The following is a 20,119-nucleotide window of genomic DNA, read 5'->3' on the forward strand; positions in this document are numbered from 1 at the left end:
AGGAGTTATTCGCTGTTTTCAGCGTAGCGCGATAGCGCCGTGTTGAAATCCACGACGGTGCTGTCGGCATTTCCACCCATCGTCGTCACCAGATCACCCGATGACTGCGGATTGCCGATCTGCTCCAGCATGACGCGGAAGCGGTCGTTGTTCAGCGCCGACATCGCCGTGGTCCTGGCCGCGGCCACATCATTCATGATGCGCCGAGATTCCGCCGAAGGCGCCTGCGAAGCGGTCGACTGAACGTCCCTTGCTGCCGGCATCGAAGTCGCAATGTCTCTGATCTGCAATTCGGCCCCCAAAGCCCTGTATTAGCTCTTCGTAACAAGAGGAAATTGCGATCCCGTTCCGGAATTGCCGCACAATTTAACGATCCGGCATCACCCCCTTTGTTCGAGGCGCGCAGGATCTGTCGAGATTCAGGTCAGGCCGGCATCAGCTGAATATCGGCAAATCCTAAAAACGGCCGGCAGGGTTTCCCCCGCCGGCCTGCCTCACTCGCCCGTGGCCGGCTCCCCCGTATCAGAACGACCCCCGTCTGAAAGGAACCGGCTGTATTGCCACTACCGGTTACCGCCCAGCGCCGAGGCAAGGCGCACAAGCGAAAGGAACTCGGACCTGTACCCAAACGGGTCGGCTCCTCGGGCGGCGGTGGCAATCTCCATGATCCTGTCGTAGCCGAACTTCGCGGTCGCATCCTCGTCGCGCAGCTTCTGGCCGAAGGCTGCGACAGCGACGGAGAAGCGCTGGTCGGTGCTGGCCTGGTCGAACGACTCGACCTCGTTGGCCGATGTCACCGGCGTGGTGATCAGCTTCGAGACGTCTTCGTTCGGCAGCTTGTAGCGGATCTTCACGAAGGCATATTCGTCGGCATTGGCCACACCGCCATTGTTGACGGTCGCCTGGCCGTAGCGCAGCGGATCCATCTGCTCACCGCCACTGCCCTTCGGCGTGATCTCGTAGATGGCAGTGACCGAGTGGCCCGAACCGATATCGCCGGCATCGACGCGGTCATTGTTGAAATCCTCGCGGTTCAAGGCGCGGGTTTCGTAGCCGATCAGCCGGTACTCCGAGACCTTGTCCGGATTGAACTCGACCTGGATCTTGACGTCCTTGGCGATGGTGAACAGCGTCGAGGAAGCATCCTCGACCAGAACCTTTTCGGCCTCGGCCAGCGTGTCGATATAGGCGGCGGTGCCGTTGCCGTTCTGGGCGATGGTCTGCATCATCTGGTCGTTCAGATTGCCGCGGCCGAAGCCGAACACCGACAGGAAGACGCCAGTCTTGCGCTCCTGCTCGATCAACCGCTTCAGATCCTCGTCATCGGTCTGGCCGACATTGAAGTCGCCGTCTGTGGCCAGCATCACACGGTTGATGCCGTCCCTGACGAAGGACTGCTGGGCAAGCTTGTAGGCTTCCTTGATGCCCGCCTCGCCTGCCGTCGAGCCGCCCGGCTGGAGATTGTCGATGGCGTTGAGGATCTTGTCCTTCTCGGTGACCTTCGTCGGCATCAGCACCGTGCCGGCATTACCGGCATAGGTGACGATCGAGATCGTGTCGTCCGCCTTGAGCTTGCTGACCAGCAGCCGGAAAGCCGACTTGAGCAGCGGCAGCTTGTCCGGCTCGTCCATCGAACCCGAGACGTCAATCAGGAAGACCAGATTGGCCTTGGGCTGCTCGACCGGCTTGATGTCGAACCCCTTGATGGCGACGTGCATCAGCTTGGTGTGCCCGTTCCACGGCGTCGGCATGACGCTGACCGTCGAGTTGAACGGCGTCGACGGGGAGTCCGGTCCTTTCCAGTCATAGGGGAAGTAGTTGACCATCTCCTCGACGCGCACCGTATCGGCCTGCGGCAGGTAGCCCTGTTTCAGCGAGCTGCGCACGAAGGAATAGGACGCGGTGTCGACATCGATCGAGAAGGTTGAGACCGGATCCTGAAGTGCCGCATGCAGCGGATTGGTCTTGAAGTCCTCGATGCGGTCGCGGTTTGGCTCCTGCGGCGCAATCTGGTCGGCCGGCAATGTCGAAGGCTGCGCCAGGTACTTGGAATCGGTGGCGCCGGCCATGCGGTCGACCCGCACGGTGCCGGCCGGGGCAGCAGTGCCGTCAAGCGAAAACTCGCGGCTCTCGACCGGCGCGGGCTCGGACGGCAGGCCGCGCCCCAGCGCATCCTGCTGCGCCGGGGCGACAGCAACGGTGGATTCGGACTTCGGCGCCGCCGGCGGCGTCTGAAGGGCCGGAATGGCGTCGCGGCTTCGCGCTTCGGCGTCCGCATCGGCCTTTTTCTGGTTGTCACCCTCGGCAACCGGCGCCTGCTTGTCTTTTCCAGGCGCATTGAGCGCAGGCTTGTCGGCCAGCGTCTCGGTGATCTTCTCGTCGTTGCCGAACGGCGACGGCTGTTCCCTCAGCATATGGAAGGTGGCGTATCCGGCGATCGGCAGGGCGACGAGCCCGGCAATGGCCGGCGTGGCGATGAGTTTCTTTTGCATGATCTCACTCCAGAGCTTGTGTGCTCGTTCCGTGAGACGAAGCCCGCCAGCCGATCCTTGGGTGACGGCAGAAATATTTTCCTGATCATAGGCGCGCATGGCGGCTTCGAAGGCGCGCGCCTTCGCGCTCTCGCCCGGCGCCGGTATTGCTGCGTCGCGCAGCCTGTTGAGTTCGTTGTCGTCGACCATGGTCACACTTCCCCGGCTGAACGCATCAACGTCTTCAGCCGTTTCTTCGCTTCATGGATGTGCCAGGAAACCGTCGTCTCCGAGATTGCCATCGCCTCGGCGGCGGCCGCATGGCTCAAACCTTCGCCATAGACCAGAAGCACTGCATCGCGCTGTTTGTCAGGCAATTGGCGCACCGCTGCCCAGAGCGCCTCGGTGGGATCCTCGGGTTCGGCGGATGCCTCTCCCGATATCATGCTGTAGGTGCCATAGGCTTCGGTCTTGACGTTTTCGCGCGTGGTCTTGCGCATCATGTCGCGCGCCGCGTTCATCGTCACGGAGTACAGCCATGTCGTGAACGCGCCGCCGCCGCGATAGTCGCGGATCGCCTTGCCGAGACGCACGCACACTTCCTGGGCGATGTCTTCTGCATCGGCCTTCCTGCCGCACCAGCGATAGGCGGCGCGATAGACGAAGTCGTAGTGCCGCTCCAGCAATTTGCCGAAGGCACCCCTGTCTCCGCCCTTCGCCCGCCCGATCAATTCGGCGTCGGAGGCTTCACTTTCGTCCAGCATCATCGCCATCATTTGCCTGTAGGACGAAGGCTAATGGCCAATCCTTGGGCTTATGGAAAGATTTTTTTCGGGAGCAACGAATTCAAAGGCGCGACAGGTGCGCTGAGATTCAGGTCAGGCCGAGTCGAGAATGATGGCATTTCGAGAACCGGAGCGGAGCGTACTTAGGTACGCGAGCACCGGAAGCGCAGAAAGCCGTCATTCGCAGGCCGGCCTCACCTGAATATCAGCACACCTGGCCTGCGACCCAGCCGGACGACCAGGCCCACTGGAAATTATAGCCGCCCAGCCACCCCGTGACATCGACGACTTCGCCGATGAAAAACAGCCCCGGCACCGATTTCGCCTGCATCGTCTTCTGGTCCAGCGCGCTCGTATCGACACCGCCCAGCGTCACTTCGGCGGTACGATAGCCTTCGGAACCGGCAGGCTTGATGCGCCAGTCATTGACCGCGGCCTCGATGCTTTTCATCTGCAGGTCGGTCAAGTCAGCAAGATTGCCGTCGATCCCGCTGCGCTCGGCCACCGCTTGCGCAAGACGCTTCGGCAAATGGTTTGCCAGCACCGTCTGCACCGCCTGCCTGCCGTTGACGCGCCTGGCGGCGCGCAGCAGCGCGGCCACCTCCGTTCCAGGCAGCATGGCGACGCGGATCTCGTCGCCCTCGCGCCAATAGGACGATATCTGCAGGATGGACGGTCCGCTCAGACCACGATGCGTGAACAGCATCGCTTCCGAAAACCGCGTCTTGCCGCAGGCGACGTCAGCATCGACGGCATTGCCGGCCAGGGGTGCAAGCCGCTCCAGCGTTCTTGCGTCGAAGGTCAGCGGCACCAAAGCCGGGCGGGTTTCGGCCACAGGCAGGCCGAACTGCGCCGCCAGTTCGTAGCCGAAGCCCGACGCACCCATTTTGGGGATCGACTTGCCGCCGCATGCCACGACCAGCGACCGGCAGGCGACCATTCGGCTGGATAGCGCCAGGGCAAAAACACCTTCCGCTGGCTTGTCGACAGCCCGGACTTGCGTCGACAATGCCAGTTCCACACCCAGGTCCTGCATTTCAGAGACCAGCATGTCGATGATCTGGCGCGCCGAGCCATCGCAAAACAGCTGGCCCAGCGTCTTCTCGTGATAGGCGATGCCGTGGCGTTCGACGAGCCCGATGAAGTCGCGCTGCGTGTAGCGGCTGAGCGCCGAGATACAGAAATGCGGATTGCCCGAGAGAAAATTCTTCGGGCTGGTGTGGATGTTGGTGAAATTGCAGCGGCCACCGCCGGAGATGCGGATCTTCTCGCCGGGCTTCGACGCGTGATCGAGCACCAGAACCGAGCGGCCACGCTTGCCCGCCTCGATGGCGCACATCATTCCGGCCGCACCTGCGCCGATCACGACCACATCGTAGGATTTCATCAGCAAGACTGTTCCCGCTCGACTGCCGCCTTTGCAAACGGCGCTGTGTGCCGTCTCTACCGCTTCGGTGCGTGCGCAGGCAACGTCGTGACCAGCGCTTCTTCAGATCAGCGTTTCGGCAAAGAACCCCAGCAGCCGCTTCCAGTGGCGTTCCGCGCCGCCCTCGTCGTAGGAATTGTGATCGGGCACACACCAGCCATGGCCGGAGCCGACATAATTCTCGATGACATGGTCGACCTCGGCCACCCTCAGCGCTTCGGCCAGCCGCGCCGACTGTTCCGGCGGAAAGCTGCGGTCGACGCCGGCGGTGCCGACATAGACCCGCGCCTTGATCGAAGCCGCCTTGCGATGCGGGCTCTCCGGCGCGTCGCTCGCCAGATTGCCGCCGTGAAAACTCGCGGCGGCAGCGATGCGATCGGGATAGGTGGCCGCCGCATTCAGCGCCCGTCCGCCACCCATGCAATAGCCGACAGTGCCAACCGGCCCGGTGATGCCTTCCGAAGCCAGCGCGTCAAGGAAGGCGCCGCTGTCGCGAATGGTCATCTCCTGCGTCGTGCCGTTGACCAGCGCCATCAGCGCCACCTTCGTTTCCTCGACGGCAAAAGCCGACTTGGCATCGAACGGCCCATAGGGCGCATTGCGATAGAAAAGGTCCGGCACCAGCACGGCATAACCGTGCCCTGCCAGCCGTTCCGCCATCTCATCGAGCACGGGGCGCGGCCCGAAGGCGTCCATATAGAGGAGCACGCCGGCCTTCGCCGGCCCGGCTGGACGAAACAGCCCCGCTTTGGCCACGCCATCCCTAGTCTCGATCTCGATATCTCGCTTGGCCATGGCCCGCTCCGTCTCATTGTCGGGCGATACATATCCGTGCCGGGCGGCTGGGCAAGTCAATCGAAGGCCCGCCGCGTTCACAAATCCGTATTGCCTGCCGCTGGAACGGAAACTCAGCGCGCGAACGCCGCCATGTGAAAGGCCTGTACGTCAGCGGGATAGCGATAGGCTATGCCGTAGGGACAGGCGTTGCGGTCGAGGCAGCCGCCGGTCAGGCAAGGCGAACCATCCGCTCCAAGCACATGCGCGAGGCACGACTGATAGGCAAAGCCATCCTGCGAATAGGCGTCGACCGGACAGGATTTCATGCAGGGTTTTTCGACACATGCATCACAAAGGTGAACCGATGCCTGAGACGCCTCGACCGCGATCTCCTCCTCGAACAGCAGCGCGCCGCGATAGGCGTGCCAAAGCCCGTATGTCGGATGCATGAGAATGCCGAGCGGCGACGGTTTAAGCCCCTCCGCCCGCATCGCCCATTGCTGGAACGGCAGATAGGGTTTGTCCGAGGGCGACACCGCGCGCGCTCCAAAATCCTGCGCAACCGCTCCGATCACTTCACGCGACCAGGTGTCGAGCGGATTAGCGATGGTTTGCGGTTGCCGCTCGCGCCAGCGCAGGAAATGCTGCCAGGGTGCCGCGCCCGCCTGCCCGACCAAAAGGGCTGATTTGGCGGAAGCGCATGACAGGCCAGAGGGTGCCTCCTCGCCTTCGGCGAACGTGACACAGCCGCGAAGGATGAGGCCGTTGGCGGAAAGCGCAGCCGCTATGTCGTCAGCGGTGCCGCGCGCGATCATCCCTTCTTGTCCGGGTCGGAGAAAGCGCTCCGCCAGACTTCCTTGTGGATGATGTTGGCGACTTTAGCCCCGCCTGACTCGGGCTCCTTTCACGTGAAGGCGTCGGCCATCGACCCCTTCTTCTTGGCGATGAAATCCTTCAGCGCCTCATCGATCGACGGATCGAGATAAGGCGCCTCATAGCTTTCCAGCCAGCGGCGGGCGAGCTCATTGGCGCGCTGCGGTGCGGTCTTTTCGCCCTCGGCAAGCCACTGCTCGTAGGAATTGTTGTCGGCAATGCTGGAGCGGTAGAAGGCGGTCTGGAAATTCGCCTGCGTGTGGTCGCAGCCGAGATAGTGGCTGCCCGGACCGACCTGGCGGATGGCGTCCATCGCCTGGCCGTTTTCCGACAGGTCGACGCCTTCGGCAAATTTCTGCTGCATGCCGAGCTGGTCGATGTCCATCATGAATTTTTCGTAGCAGGAGGCGAGCCCGCCTTCGAGCCAGCCGGCCGAATGCAGCACGAAATTGGTGCCTGCCAGAATGGTCGAGTTCAGCGTGTTGGCGCTTTCATAGGCGGCTTGCGCGTCCGGAACCTTCGACGCGCAGAGCGAGCCGCCGGTGCGGAACGGCAGCCCGAGCCGGCGCGCCAGCTGTGCGGCGCCATAGGAGACCAGCGATGGCTCCGGCGTGCCAAAGGTCGGCGCGCCCGATTGCATCGAGATCGACGAGGCGAACGTGCCGAACAGCACCGGCGCGCCCGGGCGGATCAGCTGCGTGAACGAGGCGCCGGCCAGCACCTCGGCCAGAACCTGGGTCAGCGTGCCGGCGACGGTCACCGGGCTCATCGCGCCGGCAAGGATGAACGGCGTGACGATGCAGGCCTGGTTGTGGCGCGAATAGACTTTCAGCGCGCCCAGCATGGTTTCGTCGAACACCATCGGCGAGTTGGCGTTGATCAGGCTGGTCAGCACCGTGTTGTTTTCGACGAAATCGTCGCCGAACACGATCTTGGCCATGGCGACGGTGTCTTCGGCCCGCTCGGGCGCGGTGACCGAGCCCATGAACGGCTTGTCGGAATATTTTATGTGCGAATAGACCATGTCGAGATGGCGCTTGTTGACCGGCACGTCGACCGGCTCGCACACCGTGCCACCCGAATGGTGGATCGACGGCGCCATATAGGCGAGCTTCACGAAATTCTGGAAGTCCTCGATCGTTGCGTAGCGTCTGACACCGTTGAGATCGCGCACGAAGGGCGGGCCGTAGACCGGCGCAAAGACGGTGGCGTTGCCGCCGATCTGCACCGAACGCTCTGGATTGCGCGCATGCTGGATGTAGATGGGCGGCGCGGTCTTGAGCAGCGAGCGGCACAGACCCTTGGGAAAATGCACGCGCTCGCCCTTGACGTCGGCGCCGGCCTCTTTCCACAGCTGCAGCGCCTCGGCATCGTCGCGAAAGATGATGCCAATCTCTTCCAGCACCGTGTCGGTGTTGTTTTCGATGATCGCCAGGCCTTCCTCGTTGAGGACCTCATAGATGTTGATCTTGCGCTTGATGTAGGTGAGCTGCGTGCCCGGTCCGCCACCCGAGCGCGCCGCGCGCCTGGCGGCTGCGCCGCCGCTGGCCGCACGCCCGCGTCGCGCATTGGACGCTTCCTGGTCGACTGACGCGTTCTCACTCATGATCGTTTTCCCTAAAAACCGTTTGCGGCCGCATATCGCGGCTTCTCGCCCGGATCGTAGCCATGCACCCTATTCGAAACGGCCCGCCAGCGCCAACGCCTGTCGCAAAATCGACAAGAATTCCAATAGATTTGCGGTCGCTTTCCTTTTGCGGGAAGTCGCAAATCAGCTATGGATACACGTCCCCGCCGGGTTAGGTAATGACGCGATAAATTTGAGCCGCCGTGACCTCATCCCGCGCGGCAAGGAGCCTGAGAAAAATGTCCGACGACGAGATCATCCTCTCCGAGCTTTCCGACGACGAGTTGGTGCAGCAGATGCACGACGATCTCTATGACGGGCTGAAGGAAGAGATCGAGGAAGGCACCAACATCCTGCTCGAGCGCGGCTGGGCGCCCTACAAGGTGTTGACCGAAGCGCTGGTCGAAGGCATGCGCATCGTCGGCGAGGACTTTCGCGATGGCATCCTGTTCGTTCCCGAAGTGCTGCTGTCGGCCAACGCGATGAAGGCCGGCATGTTCATCCTGCGTCCGCTGCTCGCCGCCACCGGCGCGCCGAAGCAGGGCAAGATGGTCATCGGCACCGTCAAGGGCGACATCCACGACATCGGCAAGAACCTCGTCGGCATGATGATGGAAGGCGCCGGCTTCGATGTCATCGACCTCGGCATCAACAATGCGGTGGAGAAATATCTCGACGCCATCGAACAGCACCAGCCCGACATCATCGGCATGTCGGCGCTTCTGACCACGACCATGCCCTATATGAAGGTCGTCATCGACACGATGAAGGAAAAGGGCATCCGCGACGACTATGTCGTGCTGGTCGGCGGTGCGCCGCTCAACGAGGAATTCGGCAAGGCCGTCGGCGCAGACGCCTATTGCCGCGACGCGGCGGTGGCGGTCGAGACCGCCAAGGACTTCATGAAGCGCAAGCATAACGTGCGCGCTTCAGCCTGATCTTTTCAGCAAGGCGTCTGGCCAACAATCGAAAGCCGCGCCTTGCAGCGCGGCTTTTTTGTTCCCAGCTATTGGAACGGATAGGGCCGTCAGGGTTTGGTAACGGTGTCGTCGATGGCTTTCGCGGTCGATTTGATATCCCGGCCGACGCCGCGGACGGTGTTAGCACAGGCCGTAAGAGCCAGTACGCAAGCAAGGATTGCGATCGGCGCAACGCGTAACAGTTTCATGGACGGTTTATCCCTCTCTCGATAGATTCGCCCCACAGCAACGAAGGCCGTTTCGACCGGGTTCCATGGCCAGGAAACAAAAAACGAAACCGAATCAAGACGACAGGCTGCTGGTCATCGCCTGTGGAATGATCGCGCGCGAAGTTTTGGCCGTCAAGGAGCAGCTCAAGCTCGACCATCTCGACCTGACCTGCCTGCCGGCGGAGTTCCATTTCTATCCCGACCGAATCGCGCCGGCGATGGACAAGGCGATCGAGAAGGCCAAGGCGGACGGCTACCGGAACATCTTCGTCGGCTATGCCGATTGCGGCACTGGCGGCCTGCTCGACCGGGTGCTGGAGAAGCACGGTGTCGAGCGCATGGCCGGCCCCCACTGCTTTGCCTTTTACCAGGGCATGGATGCCTATGCGAAGGTCGCCGACGACGACATGATGTCGTTCTATATGACCGATTTCCTGTGCCGCCAGTTCGATGCCTTCTTCATGAAGCCGCTTGGCCTCGACAAGCATCCGGAGCTGATCAAGGACTATTTCGGCAACTACGAGAAACTGATCTACATCGCCCAGACCGACGATCCCGAACTCGACAAGGTCGCCGAGAAGGCCGCCAAGCTGCTCGGTCTCGTCTATGAGCGCCGCGCCACCGGCTATGGCGACCTGACGGTCGGGCTGGCGCAGGCCGCCGCCCACGCCTGAAGAAATTCTTGAGCCGCGACGCCGTCGAGAGCAGATGACAGGCCGCCCTGAATGGGTAAGTTGTGCGGCACAAGCAACAGCCTTATTCAGCCATCCGAACACGGAAACGTCCCGATGACCCCACGCCTCCTGCTCGCCGCCCTTGGCCTCCTCTGCCTCGTCCTGCCCGCTCACGCCGACGGCGAGGTGCAGAAGATCATCACGCCGGCCGACAAGGTGCGCCTCGACAAATATGGCGAGACCCGCAAGGGGGCCCTGGCCGAGGCAAAAGCCGGAGAACCCGCAGAGGTCAGTCAACTCGACGCATTGCTGGCAAAGCCACTGGTGGCCTTTTCCGACAAGGACCTGACCGGCAACTGGCAATGCCGCACCATCAAGGTCGGCGGCATCAGCCCGCTGGTCATCTATGGCTGGTTCAAATGCAAGGTCACTGACGACGGCTCCGGCTGGCGGCTGGAAAAGATCAGCGGCTCTCAGCGCACAACTGGCCGCTTCTTCGATGATAGCGAGAAACGCGCAATCTATCTCGGCTCCGGTTATGTCAATGACAACAAGCCAAAACCCTATGGCAGCGGCCCTGAAAGCGACCAGGTCGGCTACGCCTTCCGCAACAGCGCCACTGAATGGCGCATCGAATTCCCGGCGCCCTACTACGAATCGCATCTCGACATCATTGAATTGAAGCGCTGAGCTGTTGGTCTCTCACACCCGCGGTCATCAAGATTTAACCCCGCCCGGCACAGAATTGCGCCGGGCAGCGCTGTGCAAATGGATGCGCGCCGGCAGGAAGGCGCACCATGGCTTCAGCTGACAAAGAAAGTGCTGCAATCGTCGTTGTCACCGAAGGCGGGCCGCACATCTGGGCCATTGTCAACGCCGTCGCCGACCAGCTCGGCCCTGTCAGCGTCGTCCTCGAAAGCCCTGAATCCAAAAAGCAATTGCTGCTCGGCCGCGCCCGCCGCCAGGGCTGGCTTCTAGCCATCGGCCAGCTCGGCACGATGGTGCTGACCAGGCTCGGCAAGCGCTTTTTCGCCGGCCACGCCGAGCGGCTGATTGCTGAACAGAAATTGCGGACCGAGCCAAAGCCGGGACAAAAGATCATCCACGTCTCCTCGGCCAACGCAGCCGATTGCCTGCAGGCGATCGCCGACATCCGCCCGGGTGTGGTGCTGCTCGCCGGCTGCCGGCTGCTGTCGAGGCAGACGCTGGCGCAAATGCCTTGCCCGGTGCTCAACTACCACGCCGGCATCGCGCCGAAATATCGCGGCATGAATGGCGGCTACTGGGCGCTGGCTTCCGGTGATCCCGAAAATTTCGGCACCACCGTGCATCTGGTGGATGCCGGCGTCGACACCGGCGGCGTACTGAAACAGGTGCGCGGCAGGCCGGAGCCCGGCGACACAATTTCGAGCTATGCGCTGCGTCAGGCGGCGTTCTCGCGCGACATCTGCGTCGAGGCCGTCCGCGATGCACTGGCCGGCAAGCTGACGACGATCAAGCCGGACCTGCCGTCGAGACAATGGTACCACCCGACGATCTGGTTCTATCTCTGGACCGGCCTCACCAGGCGCGTGTGGTAGGCATTGTCCCCCACGCATTCTGTATGCTATTGTCCTACAGAAAGCGAGACAGCAGATGACCAACATGGCCCCTCTTAGCGTCCGGGTTACCCCAGACGAGCGCGATATCCTTGAAGCCGCCGCCAGTCAGGCAAACACCAATCTCAGCGACTTCATTCGCCGCAAGGCTGTTGAAGCCGCCGAAATGGAGGTGCTGGACAGTCGTATCGTGACCATACCGGCAGCCGATTGGGAAAAGTTCGAGGAATGGGCGAAGTCTCCTCCCAGGAGCTTGCCTGGATTGCGACAACTGGCAGCGTCAAAGCCAGTATGGCAGGACTGACGCCGCCCCGGCCGCTTGCGGCCGATGATGACAGGGACGGCTTCGACTGCGGCCGCGAGTCACTCAACAGCTGGTTTCGCCGTCATGCCTGGCGCAATCAGCAGGACGGAATTTCGCGAACCAGCGTCATTTTCGATTCGGCCAGCGGCATGGTTGCCGCCTATGTTTCCTTGAGCGCCGGCCAGATCGAACGTGCCTATCTGCCAAAATCCGCGCAGCGCAACCGCCCGGACGCCATCCCGACGATTCTACTCGGCCAGCTCGCCGTGGATCGAAGGTATCAAGCTCGCGGCTGTGGGCGCTCGCTTCTCCTCTTCGCACTCAGGACGGCGGTTCGATTGTCGGCGGATATCGGCTGCTTCGGTGTCCTGACACACCCGCTTGATGAGAGCGTGCGAGCGTTCTATCGCGGCTTCGATTTCGTCGACACTCCCTTCGATCCCAAGCGAAGCATGATCGTGCGCATCGCCGACCTCAAAGCAAGTGGTTTCGGAGACGCGCGGCAAGCCTGAACGGACCACCTCGGTCAGCTGCCGGCACGGCCTTCTTCGCGCGCTCACTCCCAGCGTCGTTTTTGAATGCGCGCGCGTCGTCCCATAACAAGCAGCCTCATGGCGCATGCGGCAATGCTCGACACTGCTGAATAAAGCGGTAGAGCGTCCTTTGTGCGTCCAACTGGACGCACGGCGTTCTACGGGAGTGAGAGTTTCATGGCCGATCTGATTGTCGTCTACTGGCGCGACATCCCTGCCCAGGTCATCGTCAAGAAGGGTCGGCAGAACGCCAAGCGCGAACTGCCGCTGCGCTTCACCGAGGCGATCGACATGTGCGCCATGCGAACCGGCGCCGGCGGCACCGACGACTACCTCGCCGAATGGCGCAAGGCCGAACCGGTTCCGGTTGGTGACGATCTCGAAGCCGAAGTCGAGAAGGCCTTTCAGCAGCTCGATGCGAAATACGACCGCGAGCGGCTGGTCGCTCTGGTCAAGGCGGGTGGGAAAGAAAATGTCTGAAACTGTTCCTGGCAAAGACGGCCAAAGGGAAATCCAGACGGTTACCCAGGCCACTCTGGTCAAGAAGGCAGCGCCGAAATCCGACTACAAGCCGGCCGACGTGTCGCCGCAGCGGCGCGTGCAGCGCTCTTTTGCGGTGCGGCTGTGGTCGATCCGCCATTCGCGCCTGCTCGAATGGTTCTACTCTCGGTTCGCCGACATGTTTCTGCTTCTCCATCCTTTGTGGAAAGGCCTTGGCTACGGCCGCGTCGAGGCGCCGATCAAGTTCGTTGAAAAGCGCGTCAAAGGCTTCATGTTCGACTGCCGCATGTGCGGCCAGTGCATCCTGTCGTCGACCGGCATGTCGTGCCCGATGAATTGCCCTAAGCAGCTGCGCAACGGCCCTTGCGGCGGCGTACGCGCCAACGGCAATTGCGAGGTCGAGCCCGATATGCCTTGCGTCTGGGTCAAGGCCTGGGAAGGCTCTCAGAACATGGAGCATGGCGACAAGATCCTGACCGTGCAGAAGCCGGTCGACCAGTCGCTGCGCGAAACATCGGCCTGGCTGCGGGTGACGGCGCAGTCGGCAGCAGCCCGCGAGGCCGCGGCCAATGCCAAGACCGGAGCTGCCGCATGATCGCCCGCCAGCGCGACGAGAACCCGGCCGGCATCCATCTGCCGCTCGATCCCCTGCCCGGCCACTCCTCACGCGGCCGGCTGGAGCGCGTGCTGCGGCGCGGCGAATTCGCTGTCACCACCGAGCTCAACCCGCCCGACAGCGCCGATCCGGAAGACGTCTATAACCGGGCCAAGATCTTCGACGGCTGGGTCGATGCCATCAACGCGGTCGATGCGTCGGGCGCCAACTGCCACATGTCGTCGGTCGGCATCTGCGCGCTTCTGACCCGCATGGGCTATGCCCCGATCATGCAGATCGCCTGCCGCGACAGGAACCGCATCGCCATCCAGGGCGACGTGCTGGGTGGGGCTGCGATGGGCGTGGCCAACATGCTGTGCCTCACCGGTGACGGCGTGCAGGCCGGCGACCAGCCCGGCGCCAAGCCGGTGTTCGATCTCGATTCCATGTCGCTGTTAGAGACCTGCCGCATCATGCGCGACAACGGCAAGTTCCTGTCTGGCCGCAAGCTGACGACACCGCCGCAGATTTTCCTCGGCGCCGCCGTCAATCCCTTCGCGCCGCCCTTCGACTTCCGTCCGATTCACCTCGGCAAGAAGATCGCCGCCGGGGCGCAGTTCGTGCAGACGCAGTACTGCTTCGACGTGCCGATGTTCAAAACCTTCATGCAGAAGGCGCGCGATCTCGGCCACACCGAAAAGGTCTTCATCCTGTGCGGCGTCGGCCCGCTGGCCTCGGCCAAGACGGCCAAATGGATCCGCTCCAACGTGCCGGGCATCCATATCCCGGACGCCATCATCAAGCGGCTGGAAGGCGCGCAGGACCAGAAGAAGGAAGGCAAACAGCTCTGCACCGACATCATCAATGAGGTGAAGGAAATCCCAGGCGTCTCCGGCATCCATGTGATGGCCTACCGCCAGGAGGAATATGTCGCCGAGATCGTCGATGAATCGGGCGTGCTGAAAGGCCGCCAGCCGTGGAAACGTGAGATCCGCCACGACGACCAGATGGTCGCCGACCGGCTCGACCGCATATTGCATGACGAGATTACCGAAACACAGGTGGACATGGTAAAGACCGCGCACTAAGCCCGGCCGAGCACCAGACCCTGGAACGAAACCAGACACGATATAAAGAAGCACTTTATATCAGGCGGAGAGACTTCATGACCCGGACCATCGTCGCCTCGGCGACTCGCGAGATCATCATCGGCTTCGACCAGCCCTTTTGCGTGATTGGTGAGCGCATCAACCCCACCGGCCGCAAGAAGCTGGCCGCTGAGATGATCGCCGGCAATTTCGAGACCGTCATCAAGGACGCGCTGGAACAGGCCGCCTGCGGCGCCACCATGCTCGACGTCAATGCCGGCGTCACCTCGGTCAATCCGAACGAAACTGAACCAGGCCTCCTCGTGCAAACGCTTGAGATCGTCCAGGGGCTGGTCGACCTGCCGCTGTCGATCGACTCCTCCGTCACCGCCGCCATCGAGGCAGCCCTCAAGGTCGCCAAGGGCCGCCCGCTGGTCAACTCCGTCACCGGCGAGGAAGAAAAGCTCGAAGCCATCCTGCCGCTGGTCAAGAAATACAATGTGCCGGTCGTCGCAATCTCCAATGACGAGACGGGTATTTCGATGGATCCGGATGTGCGCTTTGCCGTCGCCAAGAAGATCGTCGAGCGCTGCGCCGATTTCGGCATTCCGGCGCATGACGTCGTCGTCGACCCGCTGGTGATGCCGATCGGCGCGCTGGGCGATGCCGGCCGCCAGGTGTTTGCGCTGCTGCGTCGCCTGCGCGAAGAGCTCAAGGTCAACACCACCTGCGGCCTCTCCAACATCTCGTTCGGCCTGCCACACCGCCACGGCATCAACGCCGCCTTCATCCCGATGGTGATCGGCGCCGGCATGACCTCGGCGATCATGAACCCGGTGCGGCCGCAGGAAATGGAAGCCGTGCGCGGCGCCAATGTGCTCAACGGCACCGACGAGAACTGCACCAACTGGATCAGGACCTACAAGGACTACAAGCCGGCCGAAGGTGGCCAGGCGGTTGCCGCGCCCGTGGCGGTCAACGCTCCGGGCGAAGCTGGCGGCAATGGTGGCCGCCGGCGCGGCGGCCGTGAAGCCCGCATGGCCAGGGGATAAGCGCGCAATCGTGAACTCGCCTGCCAACATCACCGATCCGCTCGTGCTGTTCATGCCGTCGGGCAAGCGCGGGCGGTTTCCGGTCGGCACGCCGGTGCTCGATGCCGCGCGCCAGCTCGGCGTCTATGTCGAAAGCGTCTGCGGTGGCCGCGCCACCTGCGGGCGCTGCCAGATCGAGGTGCAGGAAGGCAATTTCGCCAAGCACAAGATCGTCTCGTCCAACGACCACATCTCGCCCAAGGGCGCCAAGGAAGAACGCTATGAGCGCGTGCGCGGCCTGCCTGAGCGGCGGCGCCTGTCCTGCTCGGCGCAGATCCTCGGCGACCTCGTCATCGACGTGCCGCAGGACACCGTCATCAATGCGCAGACCATCCGCAAGGATGCCGACACCAGGGTCATCGCCCGCGATGCGGCGATCCGCATGTGCTATGTCGAGATCGAAGAACCCGACATGCACAAGCCGCTCGGCGATCTCGACCGCCTGAAGATCGCCTTGATGAGGGATTGGGGCTTCAAAAACCTCGAATTCGATTTCTACCTGATGCCGCAGGTGCAAAGCATACTGCGGAAGGGCAACTGGACCGCGACCGCCGCCATCCACAAGGATGCCGAGAGCGACATCGCCCGCGTCATCGCGCTGTGGCCCGGCCTCAAGAACGAAGCCTATGGGCTGGCCTGCGACATCGGCTCGACCACCATTGCCATGCATCTTGTGTCGCTGCTGTCGGGCCGCGTCGCTGCTTCCTCGGGCACATCCAATCCGCAAATCCGCTTCGGCGAGGATCTGATGAGCCGCGTCTCCTATGTGATGATGAACCCGGACGGCCGCGAAGGCATGACGGTCGCGGTGCGCGAGGCGATCTCCGGCCTCGTCGACAAGGTCTGTGCCGAAGGCAATGTCCAGCGCAACGATATCCTGGACAGCGTCTTTGTCGGCAATCCGATCATGCACCATCTGTTCCTTGGCATCGATCCGACCGAGCTTGGCGGCGCGCCCTTCGCGCTCGCCGTTTCGGGTGCCGTGCGCATAAAGGCTACCGATATCGGCCTGAAGCTCAACCAGGGCGCCCGCCTTTACATGCTGCCTTGCATCGCCGGCCATGTCGGCGCTGACGCCGCGGCCGTGACTTTGTCGGAAGGCCCGCACCGCCAGGACGAGATGATGCTGATCGTCGACGTCGGCACCAATGCCGAGATCGTGCTCGGCAACCGCACGCGCGTTGTCGCGGCGTCCTCGCCCACTGGTCCGGCCTTTGAGGGCGCTGAAATCTCCGGCGGCCAGCGCGCCGCACCCGGCGCCATCGAACGCGTGCGTATCGATCCCGACACGCTGGAGCCGAAATACCGCGTCATCGGCTCGGAACTCTGGTCCGACGAACCAGGTTTCCTCGACAGCGTGCAGGCGACCGGCGTCACCGGCATTTGCGGCTCCGGCATCATCGAGATCGTCGCCGAGATGTACCTCGCCGGCATCATCTCCGAGGACGGCGTTGTCGATGGCTCCCTTGCCGCCCGCTCGCCACGCGTCACCGCCAATGGCCGCACCTTCTCCTATGTGCTGAAGGAAGGCGAGCCCAAAATCACCATCACCCAGACCGACGTGCGCGCCATCCAGCTTGCCAAGGCAGCACTCTATGCCGGCACCAAGCTTTTGATGGAAAAGCAGAACACCGAGCACGTCGACCGTATCCATTTCGCCGGCGCCTTCGGCTCCTTCATCGATCCGAAATACGCCATGGTGCTTGGCCTGATCCCGGATTGCGACCTCGACAAAGTGTCAGCCGTCGGCAACGCCGCTGGCGCCGGCGCCCGCATGGCGCTGCTCAATCGCGGCTATCGCCGCGAGATCGAGGACACGGTCAGCCATATCGAGAAGATCGAGACCGCGCTCGAGCCGAAATTCCAGGAGCATTTCGTCTACGCTATGGCGCTGCCGAACAAGGTCGATCCGTTCCCGAAACTGTCGGCGGCGGTGAAATTGCCGCCGCGCAAGACGGTAAGCGAGGATGGCGTCGCCGGCGATGCTGCCCCACGCCGGCGTTCGCGCGAAGGCCACGCGGCCAGGCGCAGCCGCGAATAGGCCGGCCGCCAAGGCCGGCGAATTCTTTCAATTTCATTTGTATGCAAATGTTTCCAGATCGCCCCGATCCGGAAACCGAAGCGCTGTTTTCGCGCAATCCATCCGATACAGACGTGAAGCATTTAACGGACACCGAAAGGCGGGCCGGACTATTGCGCCCTCACAACGCTTCAAAGGAGAATGACGATGTTCGAGACCCTCGGCCGTTTTCGCGCGGCCATCAAGCATGCGCAGTCCGTGCGTGCCATGAACAGCCTGCCGCCTGAAGTGCAGAAGGACATCGGCTGGCCCGTGTCGCCGCGCATCGACGCGCAGGCCAATCTGACGCGCCTGATCCTGGGCTCGGGACGCTGATGACCTTCGCCGACAAGTGCAAGTTGCTGGCCAAACGCCGGGACCGCCGTGTGGTCCCGGCGACCACCGACATCAAGCTGCGCGCTGCGCTGCTGCCCCGGCGCTGAGACCGTTTGCGGGAAAACCGCAAACTCGGTTGATCAAACAACCGTGTTGCGCTGGCCAAATTCTTGACATTTCGGCTGGAGGTACGATCTTCGAGGTAGTGGAGAATTCTCTTAGTCGGCTGCGGCCGAGCCTGTGTATTCGAATGCCCAGTTTCAAAAGCCATCTCGTTTCCTTCATCCTTCGGCATAGCCGCAAGAAGGCATTTGCCAGCCCGGAAAACCTGCAGCGCTGGATCGCGTATGCGCGCAAGACCGAGGACCATCATCCGCCGGCATTACTGCATGAGCGTCTCCATATCACCGAGCGCAGCGTCGACGGCTTCCCCGTCTACGAGATCGCGCCGAAGTCCGGCGAGCGCAGGCGCATCCTCTACATGCATGGCGGCGCCTATGTCTTCCAGATCACCTCCTATCATTGGGGGCTGATCGCCGAGATGGCGGAACGGTTGGGTTTCGGCATCACCGTGCCGATCTACCCCATCGCGCCCGAACACGATTTCCACGCCATGTTCGGCATGGTCGGCGACGTCTACCGGCAGATGCTGGATGAGACGGACGCCGAAGATATCGTTTTCATGGGCGATTCCGCCGGCGGCAACATGGCCGTGGTGCTGACGATGATGGCGGCCGAAGAAGGCCTGCCCCTGCCGTCGCGCCATGTGCTGATCTCGCCCGGGCTCGACATGTCGCTGGCCAATCCCGAGGTCTTCGAGGCCGAGCGCAACGATCCGTGGCTGGGCATTCCGGGCGGCCTGGAAGCGATCCGGATGTACAGCGCCGGCATCGATCGCCGCGACTGGCACATCAGCCCTCTCTACGGCGATCTCTCCGTGCTGCCGAAGACGCTGTTGCTGGCCGGCTCGCGCGATCTGCTCAGCCCCGACAATCTGATCTTTGCCGAAAAAGCGCGTGCCGCCGGCGTCGATATCGACGTGGTCTACGAGGAAGGCATGTTCCACGTCTGGCCGCTGATCGAGATGCCGGAGACGCGCCGCGCCAGGGACAGCATCGTCACCTTCCTCGCCGGTGAGCCCACCATGCGACGCGCACCTGCGCGGCGCAGAGCGCGAACCGCTTTCGCGGCGCGTCCTGCCGAAGCAGCGGAATAGAGCAACTCCAGGAAAAGCGTGTAGCGCTTTCCCTTGCGCAGTTGCGTCCGACAAAGAACGATCAGAACTTCCCGGTTTCGCGGAACAGTTCGAACGTCGCGCGGATATGGTCGGCGACCGCCTTGACCGGCGCGCTGGCGTCCGGCGACACCACCATCGCCAGATTGTAGGTGCCGATGTCGGGCATGCCGTCCTTCGGGCAGAGCTCGACCATATCGTTGCCGAGGAACGACTTCGGCAGCGGCGCAACCGCGAGATCCGACATGATGGCGGCGCGCTGGCCGGCGGTGTGCGCACTCATATATGCGATGCGGTAGTTGCGGCCTTCGCGTCCCAGTGCCTCGAGCGCGCCGGCCCGCCAGGCGCAGCCCTCTTCCCATAGCGACACCGGCAATGGCTCACGCAGATGCGCGCAACCGCCCTTGGCGCCGGCCCAGACGATGGGCTCGGTGAGCAGCACCTCGGCGCCGAGTGCGCTGGTCTTGTAGGAGTTGGTCAACAGCGTGATGTCGAGCGCACGGTCGTCCATGCGCCGGCGCAGATTGCTGCTCTGGTCGATGGTTACGTCGACGGCGATCGACGGATGCGACTGCGCGAAGCGCTTCAAGACATGCGGCAGCACGCGCTCGCCATAGTCGTCCGGCGAGCCGAGTCGCACCACGCCGACGATCTCGGGGATGATGAACTTCGACACCACCTCGCGGTTGATCGACAACAGCCGGCGGGCATAGCCAAGCAGCATCTCGCCATCGGTGGTCAGCGTCACCGAACGCGCATCGCGGGCAAAGACGGAACGGCCGAGAATGTCCTCGAGTTTCTTGATCTGCATGGAGACCGCCGACGGCGTGCGGAACACCGCATTGGCCGCGGTGGTGAAGCTGCCGGTCTCGGCAATGGCCACAAAGGTGCGCAAAACGTCGAGATCGAGCAGCGGCAGCGGATGATTAAGTGGGGCGTTCATCGGGATCGACCTTCA

Annotated in this window: 22 protein-coding genes; 13 read left to right on the forward strand and 9 right to left on the reverse strand. The window is 62.7% G+C overall.

The genetic code is table 11. The features are described 5' to 3' along the window. Positions 1 to 5: 5 nt before the first annotated feature. From ACWTU9_RS15895 to ACWTU9_RS15925, 7 genes are all read right to left on the reverse strand, one after another. Complete coding sequence (locus ACWTU9_RS15895) at positions 6 to 197, reverse strand: hypothetical protein (protein ID WP_455859101.1); 192 nt, start codon at positions 195 to 197, stop codon at positions 6 to 8. A gap of 366 nt (positions 198 to 563) precedes the next feature. Continuing rightward, entirely contained in the window at positions 564 to 2,681 is a 2,118-nt protein-coding gene (locus ACWTU9_RS15900; protein ID WP_455859102.1) for a YfbK domain-containing protein, read from the reverse strand. A 2-nt stretch (positions 2,682 to 2,683) separates the two neighbouring features. Further along, positions 2,684 to 3,244 (reverse strand): RNA polymerase sigma factor, encoded by a 561-nt coding sequence (locus ACWTU9_RS15905; protein ID WP_455859103.1) that lies wholly within the window; start codon positions 3,242 to 3,244, stop codon positions 2,684 to 2,686. A 217-nt stretch (positions 3,245 to 3,461) separates the two neighbouring features. Continuing rightward, entirely contained in the window at positions 3,462 to 4,643 is a 1,182-nt protein-coding gene (locus ACWTU9_RS15910; protein ID WP_455859104.1) for an NAD(P)/FAD-dependent oxidoreductase, read from the reverse strand. Between the two features lie 102 nt (positions 4,644 to 4,745). Further along, the gene (locus ACWTU9_RS15915; protein ID WP_455859105.1) at positions 4,746 to 5,477 is read right to left on the reverse strand and encodes a dienelactone hydrolase family protein; all 732 of its coding nucleotides are present in this window, start codon (positions 5,475 to 5,477) and stop codon (positions 4,746 to 4,748) included. 113 nt (positions 5,478 to 5,590) lie between these two features. After that, positions 5,591 to 6,274, reverse strand: a complete 684-nt coding sequence (locus tag ACWTU9_RS15920; protein WP_455859106.1) for a hypothetical protein — start codon at positions 6,272 to 6,274, stop codon at positions 5,591 to 5,593. 89 nt (positions 6,275 to 6,363) lie between these two features. Further along, positions 6,364 to 7,938, reverse strand: coding sequence for a trimethylamine methyltransferase family protein (locus ACWTU9_RS15925; protein ID WP_455859107.1), 1,575 nt, complete (start codon positions 7,936 to 7,938; stop codon positions 6,364 to 6,366). Positions 7,939 to 8,198: 260 nt separating this feature from the next. Here ACWTU9_RS15925 and ACWTU9_RS15930 point away from each other — a divergent pair, with 260 nt between their 5' ends. Next, positions 8,199 to 8,897: a corrinoid protein gene (locus ACWTU9_RS15930; protein WP_013531175.1), complete on the forward strand. Its 699-nt coding sequence runs from the start codon at positions 8,199 to 8,201 to the stop codon at positions 8,895 to 8,897. A gap of 89 nt (positions 8,898 to 8,986) precedes the next feature. Here the strand turns inward: ACWTU9_RS15930 and ACWTU9_RS15935 are convergent, their stop codons facing one another. Beyond that, complete coding sequence (locus ACWTU9_RS15935; protein WP_454574340.1) at positions 8,987 to 9,127, reverse strand: EncA/B family entericidin; 141 nt, start codon at positions 9,125 to 9,127, stop codon at positions 8,987 to 8,989. 65 nt (positions 9,128 to 9,192) lie between these two features. On the opposite strand from ACWTU9_RS15935, the gene ACWTU9_RS15940 reads away from it, so the two are divergent. The 12 genes from ACWTU9_RS15940 to ACWTU9_RS15995 all read left to right on the forward strand — a co-directional run bounded on the left by ACWTU9_RS15940 (position 9,193) and on the right by ACWTU9_RS15995 (position 19,143). After that, positions 9,193 to 9,822 carry a DUF1638 domain-containing protein gene (locus ACWTU9_RS15940; protein ID WP_455859108.1) on the forward strand — a complete coding sequence of 210 codons (630 nt, stop codon included), beginning with the start codon at positions 9,193 to 9,195 and terminating at the stop codon, positions 9,820 to 9,822. Positions 9,823 to 9,936: 114 nt separating this feature from the next. Next, a complete protein-coding gene (locus ACWTU9_RS15945; protein ID WP_455859109.1) occupies positions 9,937 to 10,512 on the forward strand; it encodes a DUF4893 domain-containing protein in 576 nt (191 codons plus the stop codon). Positions 10,513 to 10,619: 107 nt separating this feature from the next. Then, positions 10,620 to 11,402, forward strand: coding sequence for a formyl transferase (locus ACWTU9_RS15950; protein WP_455859110.1), 783 nt, complete (start codon positions 10,620 to 10,622; stop codon positions 11,400 to 11,402). Positions 11,403 to 11,457: 55 nt separating this feature from the next. Further along, entirely contained in the window at positions 11,458 to 11,724 is a 267-nt protein-coding gene (locus ACWTU9_RS15955; RefSeq protein ID WP_455859111.1) for a type II toxin-antitoxin system TacA family antitoxin, read from the forward strand. Beyond that, positions 11,712 to 12,236: a GNAT family N-acetyltransferase gene (locus ACWTU9_RS15960; RefSeq protein WP_455859112.1), complete on the forward strand. Its 525-nt coding sequence runs from the start codon at positions 11,712 to 11,714 to the stop codon at positions 12,234 to 12,236. Before ACWTU9_RS15955 ends, ACWTU9_RS15960 begins: the two co-directional genes overlap by 13 nt. A 198-nt stretch (positions 12,237 to 12,434) precedes the next feature. After that, positions 12,435 to 12,737 carry a virulence factor gene (locus ACWTU9_RS15965; RefSeq protein WP_454587842.1) on the forward strand — a complete coding sequence of 101 codons (303 nt, stop codon included), beginning with the start codon at positions 12,435 to 12,437 and terminating at the stop codon, positions 12,735 to 12,737. Then, positions 12,730 to 13,353, forward strand: a complete 624-nt coding sequence (locus tag ACWTU9_RS15970; protein WP_454574347.1) for a methylenetetrahydrofolate reductase C-terminal domain-containing protein — start codon at positions 12,730 to 12,732, stop codon at positions 13,351 to 13,353. The genes ACWTU9_RS15965 and ACWTU9_RS15970 overlap by 8 nt, the downstream gene beginning before the upstream one ends. Then, a complete protein-coding gene (locus tag ACWTU9_RS15975; protein WP_455859113.1) occupies positions 13,350 to 14,441 on the forward strand; it encodes a methylenetetrahydrofolate reductase in 1,092 nt (363 codons plus the stop codon). Before ACWTU9_RS15970 ends, ACWTU9_RS15975 begins: the two co-directional genes overlap by 4 nt. 77 nt (positions 14,442 to 14,518) lie before the next feature. Beyond that, positions 14,519 to 15,493 carry a methyltetrahydrofolate cobalamin methyltransferase gene (locus ACWTU9_RS15980; RefSeq protein ID WP_455859114.1) on the forward strand — a complete coding sequence of 325 codons (975 nt, stop codon included), beginning with the start codon at positions 14,519 to 14,521 and terminating at the stop codon, positions 15,491 to 15,493. Then, entirely contained in the window at positions 15,444 to 17,573 is a 2,130-nt protein-coding gene (locus tag ACWTU9_RS15985) for an ASKHA domain-containing protein (protein WP_455859115.1), read from the forward strand. Before ACWTU9_RS15980 ends, ACWTU9_RS15985 begins: the two co-directional genes overlap by 50 nt. 186 nt (positions 17,574 to 17,759) lie before the next feature. Further along, positions 17,760 to 17,927 carry a hypothetical protein gene (locus ACWTU9_RS15990; protein ID WP_454574351.1) on the forward strand — a complete coding sequence of 56 codons (168 nt, stop codon included), beginning with the start codon at positions 17,760 to 17,762 and terminating at the stop codon, positions 17,925 to 17,927. Between the two features lie 250 nt (positions 17,928 to 18,177). Further along, complete coding sequence (locus ACWTU9_RS15995) at positions 18,178 to 19,143, forward strand: alpha/beta hydrolase (RefSeq protein ID WP_455859116.1); 966 nt, start codon at positions 18,178 to 18,180, stop codon at positions 19,141 to 19,143. 61 nt (positions 19,144 to 19,204) lie between these two features. On the opposite strand, the gene ACWTU9_RS16000 is transcribed toward ACWTU9_RS15995, so the two are convergent. Further along, positions 19,205 to 20,104 (reverse strand): LysR substrate-binding domain-containing protein, encoded by a 900-nt coding sequence (locus tag ACWTU9_RS16000; protein WP_455859117.1) that lies wholly within the window; start codon positions 20,102 to 20,104, stop codon positions 19,205 to 19,207. Between the last annotated feature and the right edge of the window lie 15 nt (positions 20,105 to 20,119).

It is taken from the genome of Mesorhizobium sp. 128a (assembly GCF_053848025.1).

Bases quoted from the DNA above. Each gene is read 5' to 3' on its own strand.
- ACWTU9_RS15925 (WP_455859107.1), bottom strand. From the start codon at position 7,938: ATGAGTGAGAACGCGTCAGTCGACCAGGAAGCGTCCAATGCGCGACGC.
- ACWTU9_RS15895 (WP_455859101.1), bottom strand. From the start codon at position 197: ATGAATGATGTGGCCGCGGCCAGGACCACGGCGATGTCGGCGCTGAAC.
- ACWTU9_RS15975 (WP_455859113.1), top strand. From the start codon at position 13,350: ATGATCGCCCGCCAGCGCGACGAGAACCCGGCCGGCATCCATCTGCCG.
- ACWTU9_RS15935 (WP_454574340.1), bottom strand. From the start codon at position 9,127: ATGAAACTGTTACGCGTTGCGCCGATCGCAATCCTTGCTTGCGTACTG.
- ACWTU9_RS15920 (WP_455859106.1), bottom strand. From the start codon at position 6,274: ATGATCGCGCGCGGCACCGCTGACGACATAGCGGCTGCGCTTTCCGCC.
- ACWTU9_RS15900 (WP_455859102.1), bottom strand. From the start codon at position 2,681: ATGGTCGACGACAACGAACTCAACAGGCTGCGCGACGCAGCAATACCG.
- ACWTU9_RS15950 (WP_455859110.1), top strand. From the start codon at position 10,620: ATGGCTTCAGCTGACAAAGAAAGTGCTGCAATCGTCGTTGTCACCGAA.
- ACWTU9_RS15965 (WP_454587842.1), top strand. From the start codon at position 12,435: ATGGCCGATCTGATTGTCGTCTACTGGCGCGACATCCCTGCCCAGGTC.
- ACWTU9_RS15980 (WP_455859114.1), top strand. From the start codon at position 14,519: ATGACCCGGACCATCGTCGCCTCGGCGACTCGCGAGATCATCATCGGC.
- ACWTU9_RS15955 (WP_455859111.1), top strand. From the start codon at position 11,458: ATGACCAACATGGCCCCTCTTAGCGTCCGGGTTACCCCAGACGAGCGC.
- ACWTU9_RS15995 (WP_455859116.1), top strand. From the start codon at position 18,178: ATGCCCAGTTTCAAAAGCCATCTCGTTTCCTTCATCCTTCGGCATAGC.
- ACWTU9_RS15905 (WP_455859103.1), bottom strand. From the start codon at position 3,244: ATGGCGATGATGCTGGACGAAAGTGAAGCCTCCGACGCCGAATTGATC.
- ACWTU9_RS15940 (WP_455859108.1), top strand. From the start codon at position 9,193: ATGGCCAGGAAACAAAAAACGAAACCGAATCAAGACGACAGGCTGCTG.
- ACWTU9_RS15960 (WP_455859112.1), top strand. From the start codon at position 11,712: ATGGCAGGACTGACGCCGCCCCGGCCGCTTGCGGCCGATGATGACAGG.
- ACWTU9_RS15930 (WP_013531175.1), top strand. From the start codon at position 8,199: ATGTCCGACGACGAGATCATCCTCTCCGAGCTTTCCGACGACGAGTTG.
- ACWTU9_RS15990 (WP_454574351.1), top strand. From the start codon at position 17,760: ATGTTCGAGACCCTCGGCCGTTTTCGCGCGGCCATCAAGCATGCGCAG.
- ACWTU9_RS15910 (WP_455859104.1), bottom strand. From the start codon at position 4,643: ATGAAATCCTACGATGTGGTCGTGATCGGCGCAGGTGCGGCCGGAATG.
- ACWTU9_RS15945 (WP_455859109.1), top strand. From the start codon at position 9,937: ATGACCCCACGCCTCCTGCTCGCCGCCCTTGGCCTCCTCTGCCTCGTC.
- ACWTU9_RS15970 (WP_454574347.1), top strand. From the start codon at position 12,730: ATGTCTGAAACTGTTCCTGGCAAAGACGGCCAAAGGGAAATCCAGACG.
- ACWTU9_RS15985 (WP_455859115.1), top strand. From the start codon at position 15,444: ATGGTGGCCGCCGGCGCGGCGGCCGTGAAGCCCGCATGGCCAGGGGAT.
- ACWTU9_RS15915 (WP_455859105.1), bottom strand. From the start codon at position 5,477: ATGGCCAAGCGAGATATCGAGATCGAGACTAGGGATGGCGTGGCCAAA.
- ACWTU9_RS16000 (WP_455859117.1), bottom strand. From the start codon at position 20,104: ATGAACGCCCCACTTAATCATCCGCTGCCGCTGCTCGATCTCGACGTT.